Raw genomic sequence first — 14,295 nt, forward strand, 5'->3', positions numbered from 1 at the left:
TGCTCTCCCGGGCAAGCTTCTCCAGCTCCTCTTCCTTGAAAAAGGATTGCAGCTGCTCGAGCAGACCTTCCTTGCCTTCTAATAATCCTTCTACACTTACCTCCATCCTGCAAAGCTACAGCTACTTTTAGTTTCGCACAACTCCTTAGCCTGACGGCTATGGTGAAAACACACAGCAAGGGCATAAGGAGCCAGATGTCATCAGATAATTTCTGGTTAAGCTGACAACATCGTTCCTACCCTACCTTCTGGTACGTGCCACTTGGCAATGCTTCCGCCTCCCCTCCAGTTCTGTTGATGCTGTTGCGTTCCAGCTTTCCTGAAACAGCAGCATAGATGGCCACCACCACGAAACAAACGAAAGGCACGTAAAAAGCCTGGCTGATATCCTGTGTCACGTCAGACACATACCCTTGCGCAGAGGTGATAACGGCCCCTCCCAGAATGGCCATGATCAGGCCTGAGCCTCCTATCTTCGTATCGTCGCCTAAGCCCCGGATGCCCATGCCGTAAATTGTCGGGAACATCAGCGACATAAAACCGGATATAGCAATCAGGGCGTATACACCCAGGAAGCCACTGCCATAAATAACGATAAGTGTGCAAACAGCCGCTGCAACAGCGCTTAGCAACAGCAGGATTCTCGGACTCACATACCGCATCAGCGCTGTGAAAATAAAGCGGGAGACCATAAACAGAATCAGGGCAGCCATGTAATAACTGGAGGCACCATCTTCATTTAGCTGGACTTCCTGCATCACATACCGGATGGTGTAAGACCAGATGCCAATCTGCGCGCCTACGTAAAAGAACTGCGCCACCACCGCCCACACATAATGCGGCGTTTTCACCAGCCTCCTGAACGTCGGAAGCAGGTCTAGTTTTCCTCCTGCATCAGAGGCCTTGGGCATGTTGGTGAACTTCACGGCAAGCCAGATCACCATCAGAAACACGGCTACGCCAACGTAAGGCCCCATCACAGCCGTCAGCTCTTCAGACTGTATCGCCTTCAGCTGCTCCTGGTCCATAGTGGCCCGCTCTTCAGCGCTGGACAGGTTTAACTCGGAAAGGATGAATATTTTACTTAGCAGCACCCCCATAATGGAGCCGATAGGATTGAAAGACTGTGCCAGGTTCAGGCGCCTGGTGCCCGTTTCCTCCGGCCCCATGGCCACTATGTAAGGATTGGCGGCAGTTTCCAGTATAGACAAGCCCCCGGCCAGCACGTAGAGCGCAATCAGGAAGTGCCCGTAGGCCATCGTGATGCTGGCGGGATAAAACAGCAGCGACCCCAGGATAAACAAACCCAGCCCAACCAGGATACCGGTTTTGTAGGTGTACTTCTTTATCATGATAGCCGCTGGCAGGGCGAGGCAGAAATAGGCGCCGTAGAAAGCCATCTGTATCCAGGAGGTCTGGAAATCAGACATGCTCATGATGCGCTTAAAGGCTGCCAGCAGCGTATCTGTCATGTTGTTGGCCAGCCCCCACAGAAAGAAGAGACTTGTGATGAGGATAAAAGGCCAGATGTTCCCGGTTCTGAGAAGCGATTCCTTTTTAGTGGCTGTTGTCATGTTCTTTGTTGTTATTAGCTTATGTAGCTGCCTCTGGAGAATTTTCCGGCGCTTGTAGCGTAAGGTTCTCCCGAGTGATGATACAATGATGATAGCTTGTTTCTGAATAGCTTACACAAGAGAGGCTGCTGTTCTATAGGTCCTCTATCCGATTCATGCGCGAAACAGAAATAAAGCAACGTCTATTATAGTAATTCCTCACTCATTTTAGCTTCTCCAATATAGGGTTTATTCAGGAAAATTCTAACTTAGCAAAAGACATAAGTATCACGGTTGTAAACCCAGCACGCTAAGTCAGGACAACAAGCCACCTCACAGGTTACAACCATTATATGTCTCTCTAAACTTTAATAGGTGTTTCACATTATCAAGGACGCATGAAAAAGCTGTATTCCATTATAACGCTCGCGCTGCTACTGAACCTGAGCATGCTACAACTGGTGCAGGCACAAAAATCACAGACGCCCACTTTGTTGCTTCGTGCGGACGACATTGGCATGAACCACGCAGTGAACATGGGTGTAAAACAACTGGCTGAAACAGGCATCCCTTTCTCCGCGTCTGTTATGTTTGCCTGCCCCTGGTACCAGGAGGCCGTGGAAATCCTGAAGCAACACCCGCAGGTAGCCGTTGGAGTGCACCTGACACTGAATGCGGAATGGAAAAATTACCGTTGGGGCCCGGTGGCGGGGCGTACTGCTGTGCCTAGCCTTGTAGACAAAGAAGGTTATTTCCTGCCGTCGATAGAAGCCTTTTTGAAGAGCGACTATAAACTGGAGGACGTTGAGAAAGAGCTGACGGCACAGATAGAAAGAGCCCTGAATTCGGGGTTAAAAATCAGCTACGTAGACCCGCACATGGGTATGGCCCTGGCAACTCCCGAGTTACGCGCGCTCACAGAGAGGCTGGCAAAAAAGTATAACCTGGGCATTTCCAACTACTTTGGCGAGACGTACAAGAGCATGTGGCCGGTAACCGTAGAGACCAAAGCCAAAGAGTTTATGGATTTCGCCAATACCCTGAAGCCGGGCAGCCTGAATGTGGTTGAGTTGCATGTAGCGCAAAGTTCTCCTGAGATGGATGTATTGGTGGACATGAACAGTGCCCTGATGAACACTGACGACGGAAAACCAAGAGCCAGCCAGCACCGGCAAATGGAACTAAACATGCTTGTCTCCCCCGAATTCTTAAAGTTGGCAGATAAAAAATTTAAGCTTATTACGTATGCTGATTTAGTTAAAACCAACGGGCTAAGCAGTATGCGGGCACCACTTCCACAGTAAGAGAAAAGGTGAGTGCTTTGAGGCAGCCCCACAGGTTTTAACAGCCCGGAAGCAAAGCTGCCGTATAGCTTTATTGTCAAAATAGCAGTCTTTAAACAATAGCAAATGAGAAACCTTAAAGTTGCAGTTGCCCAGTTCGAGCCCAAAGATGGCGACAAGGCCTATAACCTGTCTGTTATAGAAGCATTAACAGCCAAAGCAAAAGCCCGTGGTGCTGAAGTAATCAGCTTCCATGAAATGTGTATTACCGCCTATACTTTCCAGAAAGACCTGACGCGGGAGGAGATGCTGGACCTGGCCGAGGAAGTGCCGGATGGAAAAAGTACCCGGCAACTTATTCAGCTGTCAGAAAAGTACGACATCCCTATTTTAGCAGGCCTGCTTGAGGTGGAAGACGACAGGCTGTACAACACCTATGTGTGCGTAGACAAGAATGGCCTGATAGCAAAGTATCGCAAAATTCACCCCTTCATCAGCAAGTATCTGGAGCCAGGTTCGGAGTATGTGGTGTTCGACCTGAAGGGCTGGAAGTGCGGCATCCTGATTTGCTATGATAACAATGTAGTGGAAAACGTAAGAGCCACCTCGCTGCTCGGAGCAGAGATCATTTTCGCGCCGCACGTTACCATGTGTACTCCTTCTTCCATGCCGGGGCGAGGCTATGTGCCAGATGAACTATGGCAGGCCAGGCACACAGATCCGGTGCCCCTGCGACTGGAGTTCGACGGCCCCAAAGGCAGACGCTGGCTGATGCGCTGGCTACCGGCCAGGGCCTACGACAATGCCGTATACTATGTGTTCACTAACCCAATCGGGTATGACGGAGAGCATCTAAAGAACGGCAATTCCCTGATCCTGGACCCTTACGGCGAAGTGCTGACGGAGATAAAAAGCTTCGAAGATGAGATTGCCGTCGCCACGCTGACAGATGATAAGCTGGAGCTTGCCGGTGGCCACCGCTATAAGAAAGCGCGAAAGCCTGAACTTTACAAAAACATTATCGGGGCAGATCATCATTCTGAGACAAAACCCGTTTGGCTGAAAAATGAGGCGCCTGTGCCTGATAAAGTAGAAGAGTTGCCTGAGTAAACGCTGCTCCTGATACTTTATTCACTTAATCCCCTGCACATGCACCTGGTGATAGATGATTACGTAGCTGGTTTTTCTCGCATTTTTGCGGCACAAAAGGACACTCTGCCCTGGCTTGTTCCTCAAATACTTCCAGATATTTTAGACGAAATGATAACTGAGTTGGAGAAGAGCTATACCGTGACAGATGGTATAGCCATTCACCACTCCGCCACAGTAGAAAAAGGCGTTGTGCTGAAGGCACCTGTTATTGTTTCGGAAAACTGCTTTATTGGTGCCCATGCTTATTTACGGGGAGGCGTTTTCCTGGGAAAAGGCACAACAGTAGGCACAGGTTGTGAGGTAAAAACAAGTATCATCATGCAGAATAGCGCTGTCGCGCATTTCAATTTTGTAGGAGACAGCATCATCGGCAGCAACGTTAACTTTGAAGCTGGCGCAGTTGTGGCAAATCATTTTAATGAGAGAAATGATAAGCAAATCCGGGTGGTGTTGAACGGGGACATCACAGACACGAACGTGATAAAGTTTGGCGCCCTGGTAGGCGACAATTGTAAAATCGGAGCCAATGCAGTGTTGTCGCCGGGTACAATTTTAGCAAAAGACACCATTGTGAAACGCCTGGAACTGGTAGAGCAGCTTTAACGGCAGGGATAAGAACTGCGACAAGCATTGGATAGACCTTACTCCGAAGCCGCCGTATTCAGATCAACGTTTTGCAGCAGTGCCGGGTCTGGCAGCTGTACTTTTAGCTGGCTGGCATAGTCTATTTCGACATTGGCATCAGCAAGGGTAAAATCCAGCACATGCCCGCCGGTTGATTTGTCTTCGCTGATGAAATGAAAGTGATAGACCGGGCTGTTCAGAACATCTGCAGATTTCGGGGTGAAAAAGCCCACCATTGTTCCGGCTATGCCTGAGCGGGTAAATACCACATTGGGCACCTCGTCAGTTGACTGATACGGCTTCTCCTGTGGATGAAAGCTACGGTACCTGATGGAAGGAAACCTGCCGCTGACTTTTATGGCAGCAAAGACATTCTTCTTTCGTGCAGAATCCAGGTACGCCTCCACCTCTTCCTGCCCCATCGCCTGACTTATCGTCATTTCCTCATCTAACTCAAAGGCTTTTGCGGCGGCATAAGCTACCTGTGCCGTGTCAGGTAATTCATATGCCTTACCATCGGCGGGTATACCATAGGCTATGCCATCCAGCAGCACTATTTCTTCCGCCAGCCGTGCGGTACTGCCTACTCCCATACTCCCCTGCTCTTTCAGTTCTCTCACCTGCATCACACCATCATACTGCCCCTGGTGAATAGCCTCATTCAAGGAAACGTAAAATACTGTGTCGTCTGTGGCTTCTGATTCCTGTATAGTAGCAGTATCTGCGTTCTCTTCGCTGCAGGAAGTAAGTGCCAACAGAACAAATGCTAAAGTATAAATCCGCCACATAGTTAACAGGTATAGATTTATCAGGTATAGCGTTGGCAGCTTTCATAAAGTTATCAGAAGCCAGTGCGGTTAGCGCTTATACATTGGCACTATGAGGCGATTCCCACTAATAAAAAAAAGCTCCCGGTGCGATTCTTTCGAATTGACACCGGGAGCTTTCCACAGCACCACTGGCTTCTTCTGGCTCACGTGTAGTGGGTAAAGGAAAGATGATTAAGTCACTACACTTGTGGCAATGGCCTGCCTCACCAATATTTATACCTTAATATATACCCTCTTCTTATCCATCCAATACCCGATGCACCACAGCAGGAGCATGTAGGAAACAGCAAACAGCAGGGAAGCATTATTATCCGAAAGCCATGTCAGGTAAAGATTATTATAGACCCACCCGTACAGGCTTTGGCCATCTACTCTTATAAGGCCCATGAGCCTTACCAACACACCCGACAGGATATATATGAACAGCGGATTTCGGCCAAAAACTTCAAAGAAATAGGTCCACCATTTATAGTTGGCCACCTCAATCACCAGCATGAGCACAGACAGTATGAGCAGGTCTAAGCCAACGGTATATACTACATAAGAGCTTGTCCAGATGGGTTTGTTGATGGGGAAGAAAATATCCCAGGCAAGCGCCACCACAATAAACGCCGCCGCCGACAGAGCAAGCTTAAATACAGTGCCCATGTTATTGCCCTGCCGCTGTATGTATAATCCTGCCAGAAAACCAGCGATTACGTTGACCACGGCTGGCAAAGTACTTAGCAGCCCCTCCGGATCGAAAGGTATCCCATAGCCTTTGTACAGGTTTTCAGCAGGTAAAAGTAGCCTGTCAAACTTTAAAGCAGCATTGCCTTCCAGGCTATAAGGGTCAGGCTGGTTACCGAAGAAATACATAATGGCCCAATAAGAGAGCAGCGCGATAGCACTGAAAATGATGGCTCCCTTTACTTTAAAGTAATGCACCACCAGCGCCGCTAAGCCATAGCACAGGGCAATTCTTTGCAGAACACCCATTATCCGAATGCTGGAGAAATCAATCAGCGCCAGTTCGTCGGCAGCATTGCGGGTAACGAAGGGAAAGGTATTCAGCAGGAGACCCAGCAGGAAGATCAGGACTGTTCGCTTAAAAACCTTTTTCAGGAAAACGCTATCCTCCTCCCTTTCAAATTTCCGCATGCTGAAGCTCATAGCATTGCCCACCACAAACAGGAAGGTAGGGAAAACCAAGTCTGTTACCGTGAATCCGTGCCAGGCGGCATGCCGGAAAGGCGCATAAATGGATTGCCAGCTTCCGGGGGTGTTTACGACGATCATCAGGGCGATTGTCATTCCCCGCAGCACATCAAGCGAGAGATAACGCTGCCGGGTTGTCTCCTTTAGCAGCCCATTGTCTGCAACTGTACTGGCTGTAAAAAGCTTCGTCATAGATGCGTTACATTACTAAACAATCATTTAACTCATTTGCGCTTTACGCAATTAAGCAAAACCTACTTTTGAAACCCCACTTCTAGCTCCTCCAAGGAAGGAAATTCCGCAAGAGGAGGAAGTTACTTGCACTTCCTCCTCTTCAAACCATTTACCTTCCACCCACTTTATCTACCCTGTCAAAATATTCGTTCTGCAGTTCCAGCGTCTTTGTATCGGCCTTTACTGCTTTCAGTGCTTTCGTCAGTTGATCCACTTTGTTCTCAGTCAATAGCTTTCCCAGTTCCTTTGTGGCCTTTGCTCCCTCACCCGCATAATGGTTCGGATAACTGGCGTACCACCAGATGCCGGTATACAGGTTCGGAAGAGACGCCAGACGCTTCAGGTTTTCACCGGATTCCTGTATGGCCCGCTCCTGCTTTACAAGGTCAGGGCGCAGGTACAAAAGAGAAGATGTTTCGTTCTCACCACCATGTTGGTCGCCGGCCGGGTCAGACTTACGCGTTTTGCTCACCTTCTCCGCAAAGGCAGGTTCATTCACCGGGTCAAAAAAGTACACGGCATAGTCGCGGCGCTTCTCCAACTGCGACTGCACGAAATAGCGCAGCAACTGCGGGTTGCCGCCGTGGCCGTTCACAATCACAATTTTATCAAAGCCATTTCTGGCTATTTCCTCTACTGTTGCATCCAGCAGGTCCCACACCAGTCGGCTCGGCAGGGCAAACGTACCCGGCTGCTGCTGGGCTTCATACACCTGCCCGTAGAAGTAATCAGGGAATACCACCGCATACTCATTTTTTGTAGCACGTGCCGACCATTCCCGTACATGAATCAGGTCAGAGCCAATAGGAGCATGCAGCCCGTGCTTTTCCAGAATACCGATAGGAAGAATACAGGTCCGGTTAGATTTCTCCAGCGCCTTCGGCCAATCGCTGGCAGTGAGTTCATCCCACCGAGCGGGAATATCCTGGGCAAACGCAGTACTTGAAAACAGCAAAAGAAGTAATAGTAGCCTCATATGTAAATTTATGTGGTGGGGAGATAAATTCTATAGTCAATATAACAAGTTCCACCTTTTACTGCTACTGTTTCCTGGCTTTTGTCTCTAAATTAGTGGAGGCAGCAATCAATGAACTGCTTCATCAAAAGTCAGCCTATTTAACCATGCATCAGAATCAATCAGCATGCCTGTATGCCACAAAAGCCTGTGTAAAAGACGAGAAGTTTACTCCATATGCGGTGGGTTCTTACTATATTGATGACAGCTTATACTTTTGAGACGAATGACAGCAGCATCTGTCAGGAGATAAAATTACCGTACAATAGCACAACCTTAAAAGCATACTATGAGACCATACATTTTAGCAGAGACAAACTGGAGAGACATTCAGAATCAGAAGTTTGATGTGGCTGTTTTACCCTGGGGCGCAACCGAAGCGCACAACTACCATTTACCTTACGCCACGGATATAATTGAGGCAGACAACATTGCAGCCGAAGCAGCCCGCAAAGCATGGGAAGCCGGGGCAAAGATAATCGTGCTGCCCACCATCCCGTTTGGGGTGAACACCGGGCAGGCAGACATCCTGTTGGACATCAATATGAGTCCCAGTACGCAGGCAGCGGTGCTGAATGATGTACTGGAGGTGCTGAACAGGCAGGGAATTTCTAAGTTACTTATACTGAACAGCCATGGCGGGAACGACTTTAAAACGATGATCCGGGAGCTGGGACTAAAGTATCCTGCTATGTTTATCTCGAGCTGCAACTGGTTTCATTCGCTGGATAGGAGTGCGTTCTTTGAGAACCCCGGAGACCATGCCGATGAGATGGAAACAAGCCTGCTCCTGCACCTTCGCCCGGACCTGGTGCTGCCGCTGGAGGAAGCGGGCGAGGGACGTGACAAGAAGCCTAAAATAAAAGCTTATAGAGAAGGTTGGGCATGGGCGGAACGCAAGTGGTCGCAGGTAACAGAAGATACGGGCGTAGGCAACCCGAAGAAAGCCACTAAAGAAAAAGGAGAGCGGTTCTTTGAAGCCGTAACCGACAAGATGAGTAGGTTGTTTGTTGACCTCGCAAAGGCAAACCTAAACGACCTGTACGAATAGACAAGCAGACAGCAGCCTGAACGAATGAGAGGTTCTTCAGGCTGCTGTTTTAATTTTTAAAGGGCGCTCTTTATTTCCTCTATGGGAGTTTCACCAATAAAAGAACTTACTAAGCGGCCTTCCTCCGAATAAACAAATACAGATGGTGCCTCCACTGGCCCTAAGGCATGAATGATGTCGTTTACAGAAGCCTGCGCAAAATGGATATTGTTTTTGTCTGCCAACTCATACTCCCGGGCAAACTGGTTTAGCTGCGGCAAAGCAGCGTCAGATACAAAGTATATCGTGTAATCATCAAAAGCCTCTAAGTTTTCCCGTATCTGCACGGCTTCGCGCTGGCAGTGGTCACAGTCCGGCTGAAACAGCACCAGAACAGTTTTCCCTTCCAGGTTCTTTGCCATTAAACTGGAGCCATCTAAACGGGTGAGGGACATCATGGGAAGTTCGTTAGGCACAACTGCTGCAGTATTTGCTGCAGGTACTTCCTCTGCTGTCGGCTGCGTTTCCCTGGTCGCAGACTTACTGTTCAGGTTGTCAATGAAAAAAATAAGCAGCAGCACCAACACAACCCCCACTATAATATATATTCCTTTTTTCATACAGCTCTATATTTTGCTTACACATCTGTAAGTCCTGCTATAACATTTTTCCGTGCCGTCAGTTCAAAATAGGGCGCCTGAGAGTCCGGAAGATCTGCAGGTTTGTAATTTTTTCTACCAGCCCTGCTGTAAACCATCCTGTAGCGCAGCTGCATATTTCTCCTTATTAAAAGAATACAGGTACGGAGCTTTATGCGCCACCCCACGCTTGCGCTCCTCCAACCTGTCCAGTATACCATAGCCCAGCATTTTTCGCTGGAAATTGCGGCGGTCCAGCTGTTTGCCCAAAATAGTCTCGTACAGCCTTTGCAACTCCGGCATAGTAAACTTTTCGGGCAGCAGGTTATAGCCGACAGGCTGGTCATTCAGTTGTTTCCGCAGTGTCTCCAACGCTTGCTGCAAAATGTGGTTATGGTCCATGGCAAGCGGTGGCATGTCCTGCAGGTCCCACCAGGCACAGGCCTCGGAGGTAGCATCAGGGCGGGGTACGGCACTTGAGAAATTCACCAGTGCGTAATAGCCAACCGTAATAAAGCGCTGCAGGAACCAGTGGTTCTCATGTGCCTCCAGGTCTAATGACACCAGTAGTTCCCTATTCAGTTTCCTGTCGGAGCGCGAAGGGCTGCCAAACGTATGGAACTGACGGAGAAAGATGTTGCCAAGGCCCGTGCGCGACTGCAGCACCCGCACGGCGGCATGCTCCACTTCCTCTTCTTTATACACAAAGCCACCCGGCAGCGCCCACTTGTCCGCATGCTTCATTTTAAGGAGCAAGACCTTCAGCTGGTTATCATGAAACCCGAATATCACACAGTCAACAGAAAGGCCCGGGTGAAAGAGCTCTCCACCTTTTTGCAGTATATTTTCTACTTCTTCTTCCACTTTTGATTGGTTTCAAATTTAAGCAAGAGCATGTTTAAAATTCATCCTTTGCGCTGCAGACTGCCCAGAAAGGAACCTGACTTCACCGTTTTCTCGCTCCATAGCGCTGCTATGAAGCTCTAAAACCGTTTCGTCAGAACCCTTTCCGGTTAATTTTTCGCTTGCAAAAACGAAATTTAAGCATACTCTAAGCAAATAAAACCTGAGTGAGTACAAAATTACCAACAAATATCTTTACATTGTGTCAATAAGACACAGGATATAGCTCCTCCATGATAAGAAAATTCCCGAACCAGTTTATTAATAAGCTGCCGCTTGCCCTGCTGCTGGCTGGCATGGCCTGCAACAGCAGCCAGGTATCAACAGGCAGTACAAAAACTAGTGCCAATGCTCCTGCCACAACTGCTCCCAATTACCGCGACCTGAACAAGAACGGCAGCATGGATTTGTATGAAGACAGTTCCCAGCCAGTGGAGGCCAGAGTAAACGACCTGCTGGCACAAATGACGCTCGAGGAAAAAGCCGGTATGATGTTCATTAACGGCACCTTCATCAACGAAGACGGCACCATTGAGAAAACTTCGGAAACAAAGGGTATGGCTGCCAGCCTGCCCACTGCTGACGAATCGATTTCCGGTAAAATGATGAACCACTTCAACTTCTGGGAAGCGCCAGAAACCAGGGCGCTGGCCACAGGTTACAATGCCATACAGAAGGCTGCTGAAAATACCAGGTTGGGTATTCCGGTTACCATCGCCTCTGACCCGCGCAACCACTTCAGCGAGAGCATCTTTTCTATGGCCGCCTCCGGGTTTTCACAATGGTGCGAGCCACTTGGCTTTGCTGCCATTGGTGACGAAGAACTTACCCGGAACTTTGCCGATATTGCACGCCAGGAATACGTAGCCGTGGGCCTGCGGGAGGCGCTGCACCCGCAGGTAGACCTTGCTACTGAACCTCGCTGGGCCCGCATTGGCGGAACTTTTGGAGAGGATGCCGAACTGACGGCACGCATGGCCAAAGCGTATATCCTGGGCTTTCAGGGCGAAGAGTTGGGACCAAACAGCGTGGCCTGTATGACAAAGCACTTTACCGGAGGTGGCCCTCAAAGAGAAGGCCTTGACCCGCACTTCGAGTTTCAGAAAGGACAGGTATACCCAGGCAATAATTTTGATTATCATCTGATTCCTTTTGAGGCAGCGTTCGAAGCCAACACGGCTGCCATCATGCCTTATTACGGTGTGCCTACAGACCAGACGGAGGAGAATGTAGCCTTTGCTTACAACAAAGCCATTATCACAGGTTTACTGCGCAACAAGTATAAGTTTGATGGTGTGGTGTGTACCGACTGGGGATTGATTACGGATGTAAACATGGGCGTAGCCGTTTGGCCTGCACGTGCCTGGGGTGTAGAGCACCTGAGTGAGGAAGACAGGGTAAAGAAAATCATAGATGCCGGTGTAGACCAGTTCGGTGGTGAAAGCGTGCCTGAACTGGTGGTGAAATTGGTTAATGATGGTAAGCTAACGGAGACCCGCATCGATGAATCTGTAAGAAGGCTGCTGCGCCAGAAGTTCCAGTTGGGCTTGTTCGACAATCCTTATGTGGATGTGGAGAATGCTGTAAAGGTATTGAGCAACCCTGCCTTCAAAGCAGCCGGGGAAGCCTCGCAGCGCCGCGCCATGACGCTGCTAAAAAACGAAATTAAGGTGCTGCCGCTTCAGCAGGGCGAATTAAAACTGTATGTGAAGAACGTAGATCCGAAGGTAGCCGCACTATATGGCACCGTTGTGGAAAACCCGAAAGAAGCAGACATAGCGATTCTCCGCCTGAAAACGCCCTGGTACCCAGTAGAGACGAAAAATCCTTTTGCCCAAAGCTTCCACCACGGCGACCTAGATTTTAAAGGCAAGGAAAAAGAAGAGATACTGCAGCTGCTGAAAACAGTACCCACCATTGTGGACATCAACCTTGACCGCCCTGCTGTGATACCGGAAATCAGCCAAAATGCGAAAGGCTTGTTTGCAGATTTTGGTGCAAGCGATGCCGCCGTGCTGGATGTTATTTTTGGTAAGGCAAAACCGGAGGGAAACCTGCCGTTCGAGCTGCCATCGTCGATGGAGGCCGTGCGCAACCAGAAAGAGGACTTGCCCTACGACTCCAAAGACCCGCTGTATAAGTTTGGGTTTGGGTTGAGGTATGAGTAAAATGTTTAGCTTAAGGCTCGCCGCTTTTTAGTTTATATAGAAGGTGTTGTAAACAAGGATAGAATATGCAGAAATTAGTATTGATGCTTTTTGTGCTGCTGCTTATGCTGACCGGCACCACATCTGTAGCTACGGCTCAGTCAACAAATGGCAAGCCCCGCACCATCATCACGACTGATGGGGAAGTAGATGATGTAGATTCTTTTGTCAGGCTCCTGCTGTACTCTAACGAGTTCGACATTGTGGGGCTGGTGTATAGCAGCTCACAGTGGCATTATGCCGGAGACGGGAAAGGAACCTTGTTTACTTCCGAAATGCCAAACACGGCGGAGCGTTATGGAGAGCGGCAGGAGCTTCGCTGGCCCGGCACCACCTGGATGCAGCACTACATTAACCAGTATGCCAAAGTATATGATAACCTGACAAAGCACGCCAAGGGATATCCTGAGCCAAATTACCTTCAGAGCCTTGTCAGAGTTGGCAACATAGAATTTGAGGGTGAAATGGAAAAAGACACGGAAGGGTCTGATTTTATAAAAACGATACTTCTTGACGATAACGCAAGCCCGGTTTACCTGCAAATCTGGGGAGGCACCAACACTGTAGCCCGTGCCCTGAAATCAATAGAGGCCGAATACAAGGGTACCCCACAGTGGGAAAATGTTTACAGGAAGGTATCAGATAAAGCTATCATTTATGCAGTGCTGGACCAGGATGCGACTTATCAGAAGTATGTGGCCCCTAACTGGCCGGAGGTAAAGGTGCTGTACAACTCCGACCAGTTCTGGAGCTTCGCCTACCTGTGGCCAAAGGTGGTACCGACAGAGTTGCAGCCCTACCTAAGCGGCAAATGGTTTGCGGAGAATATCAAGTTCAACCACGGCCCACTACTGGAAGAGTACTACCTCTGGGGCGACGGAGAGCAGATTGCAGGTGACCCGGAACACACGCACGGGAACATGGAAGAAGCCAAAAAGTATGACCGCGGCCAGTATGATTTTATATCGGAAGGCGACTCTCCAGCCTTCTTTTACCTGCTTGATGTTGGTCTGAGGAGTATGGAGGATGCTTCTTATGGCGGCTGGGGAGGCCGCATGGTACAATCCGAGCAAAACCCACACCGCTGGGAAGATGGAAAGCACGTAACCGACTACAATACCTACACCCAAAAAAACGACACTACCTTTCCGCAGACCCGCTGGATAGATGTGCTGCAGAACGATTTCGCTGCCCGGGCTGACTGGTGCGTGATGTCGTACAAAGAAGCAAACCACCCTCCTGTCGTAAAACTCAACCAGCCGAAGGACTTAGTGGTGAAGCCTGGCCAAAAAGTAAACCTCAACGGCTCAGCTAGCGACCCGGACAGCAATGCCCTCAGCTACCGATGGTGGCAATACGAAGAGGTGGATACCTACGAAGGTAAAGTGAGCATCCGGAATGCCGACAAAAGGAAAGCAGCCTTCACGGTTCCTGAAAACGCTGAAAGCGGGCAAACCATACATCTCATTCTGGAAGTAACCGACTCCGGAACGCCTCGGCTAACCCGTTACCAGCGCGTTATTGCTACGGTTGCAAAATGACCGTCGAATTGAAATGTACTTCGGAGACTAAAAAACAGACAGGACTCAGGAAGATAATCCACACCTATTAGTTGAACATACCTGAACA

The 14,295-nt window shown here is 49.2% G+C and carries 12 protein-coding genes; 6 read left to right on the forward strand and 6 right to left on the reverse strand.

Annotated elements, in window-relative coordinates; all coding sequences use genetic code 11:
* Positions 1-236: 236 nt before the first annotated feature.
* Positions 237-1,574 carry an L-fucose:H+ symporter permease gene (gene fucP / locus DXT99_RS10265; RefSeq protein ID WP_115565470.1) on the reverse strand — a complete coding sequence of 446 codons (1,338 nt, stop codon included), beginning with the start codon at positions 1,572-1,574 and terminating at the stop codon, positions 237-239.
* A gap of 377 nt (positions 1,575-1,951) precedes the next feature.
* On the opposite strand from fucP, the gene DXT99_RS10270 reads away from it, so the two are divergent.
* The 3 genes from DXT99_RS10270 (at position 1,952) to DXT99_RS10280 (ending at position 4,591) form a co-directional block, all read left to right on the forward strand.
* On the forward strand, positions 1,952-2,857 hold the full coding sequence (locus tag DXT99_RS10270; RefSeq protein ID WP_220273376.1) for a ChbG/HpnK family deacetylase: 906 nt from the start codon (positions 1,952-1,954) through the stop codon (positions 2,855-2,857).
* 105 nt (positions 2,858-2,962) lie between these two features.
* On the forward strand, positions 2,963-3,946 hold the full coding sequence (locus DXT99_RS10275) for a nitrilase family protein (RefSeq protein ID WP_115565471.1): 984 nt from the start codon (positions 2,963-2,965) through the stop codon (positions 3,944-3,946).
* Between the two features lie 39 nt (positions 3,947-3,985).
* Entirely contained in the window at positions 3,986-4,591 is a 606-nt protein-coding gene (locus DXT99_RS10280; protein WP_115565472.1) for a DapH/DapD/GlmU-related protein, read from the forward strand.
* Between the two features lie 38 nt (positions 4,592-4,629).
* On the opposite strand, the gene budA is transcribed toward DXT99_RS10280, so the two are convergent.
* From budA to DXT99_RS10295, 3 genes are all read right to left on the reverse strand, one after another.
* A complete protein-coding gene (gene budA, locus DXT99_RS10285) occupies positions 4,630-5,400 on the reverse strand; it encodes an acetolactate decarboxylase (protein WP_115565473.1) in 771 nt (256 codons plus the stop codon).
* Between the two features lie 255 nt (positions 5,401-5,655).
* Positions 5,656-6,831, reverse strand: a complete 1,176-nt coding sequence (locus DXT99_RS10290) for an acyltransferase family protein (RefSeq protein WP_115565474.1) — start codon at positions 6,829-6,831, stop codon at positions 5,656-5,658.
* A gap of 151 nt (positions 6,832-6,982) precedes the next feature.
* Entirely contained in the window at positions 6,983-7,849 is an 867-nt protein-coding gene (locus DXT99_RS10295; RefSeq protein ID WP_115565475.1) for a creatininase family protein, read from the reverse strand.
* Positions 7,850-8,177: 328 nt separating this feature from the next.
* Here DXT99_RS10295 and DXT99_RS10300 point away from each other — a divergent pair, with 328 nt between their 5' ends.
* A complete protein-coding gene (locus DXT99_RS10300; protein WP_115565476.1) occupies positions 8,178-8,939 on the forward strand; it encodes a creatininase family protein in 762 nt (253 codons plus the stop codon).
* Positions 8,940-8,995: 56 nt separating this feature from the next.
* Here DXT99_RS10300 and DXT99_RS10305 read toward each other — a convergent pair whose 3' ends face one another.
* Together DXT99_RS10305 and DXT99_RS10310 are read right to left on the reverse strand one after the other, a co-directional pair.
* A complete protein-coding gene (locus DXT99_RS10305) occupies positions 8,996-9,538 on the reverse strand; it encodes a TlpA family protein disulfide reductase (RefSeq protein WP_115565477.1) in 543 nt (180 codons plus the stop codon).
* A gap of 114 nt (positions 9,539-9,652) precedes the next feature.
* On the reverse strand, positions 9,653-10,420 hold the full coding sequence (locus DXT99_RS10310) for an NUDIX hydrolase (RefSeq protein ID WP_115565478.1): 768 nt from the start codon (positions 10,418-10,420) through the stop codon (positions 9,653-9,655).
* Between the two features lie 272 nt (positions 10,421-10,692).
* Here DXT99_RS10310 and DXT99_RS10315 point away from each other — a divergent pair, with 272 nt between their 5' ends.
* Entirely contained in the window at positions 10,693-12,627 is a 1,935-nt protein-coding gene (locus DXT99_RS10315; protein WP_220273377.1) for a glycoside hydrolase family 3 protein, read from the forward strand.
* A 65-nt stretch (positions 12,628-12,692) separates the two neighbouring features.
* Positions 12,693-14,207 (forward strand): DUF1593 domain-containing protein, encoded by a 1,515-nt coding sequence (locus DXT99_RS10320; RefSeq protein WP_115565479.1) that lies wholly within the window; start codon positions 12,693-12,695, stop codon positions 14,205-14,207.
* Positions 14,208-14,295: the final 88 nt, after the last annotated feature.

The sequence above is a fragment of the Pontibacter diazotrophicus genome (genome assembly GCF_003367245.1).
GTDB classification, from domain to species: Bacteria; Bacteroidota; Bacteroidia; order Cytophagales; family Hymenobacteraceae; genus Pontibacter; species Pontibacter diazotrophicus.

Coding starts and splice junctions, on each gene's coding strand:
- fucP (WP_115565470.1), bottom strand. CDS start 1,574: ATGACAACAGCCACTAAAAAGGAATCGCTTCTCAGAACCGGGAACATC.
- DXT99_RS10315 (WP_220273377.1), top strand. CDS start 10,693: ATGATAAGAAAATTCCCGAACCAGTTTATTAATAAGCTGCCGCTTGCC.
- DXT99_RS10290 (WP_115565474.1), bottom strand. CDS start 6,831: ATGACGAAGCTTTTTACAGCCAGTACAGTTGCAGACAATGGGCTGCTA.
- budA (WP_115565473.1), bottom strand. CDS start 5,400: ATGTGGCGGATTTATACTTTAGCATTTGTTCTGTTGGCACTTACTTCC.
- DXT99_RS10320 (WP_115565479.1), top strand. CDS start 12,693: ATGCAGAAATTAGTATTGATGCTTTTTGTGCTGCTGCTTATGCTGACC.
- DXT99_RS10275 (WP_115565471.1), top strand. CDS start 2,963: ATGAGAAACCTTAAAGTTGCAGTTGCCCAGTTCGAGCCCAAAGATGGC.
- DXT99_RS10295 (WP_115565475.1), bottom strand. CDS start 7,849: ATGAGGCTACTATTACTTCTTTTGCTGTTTTCAAGTACTGCGTTTGCC.
- DXT99_RS10300 (WP_115565476.1), top strand. CDS start 8,178: ATGAGACCATACATTTTAGCAGAGACAAACTGGAGAGACATTCAGAAT.
- DXT99_RS10305 (WP_115565477.1), bottom strand. CDS start 9,538: ATGAAAAAAGGAATATATATTATAGTGGGGGTTGTGTTGGTGCTGCTG.
- DXT99_RS10270 (WP_220273376.1), top strand. CDS start 1,952: ATGAAAAAGCTGTATTCCATTATAACGCTCGCGCTGCTACTGAACCTG.
- DXT99_RS10280 (WP_115565472.1), top strand. CDS start 3,986: ATGCACCTGGTGATAGATGATTACGTAGCTGGTTTTTCTCGCATTTTT.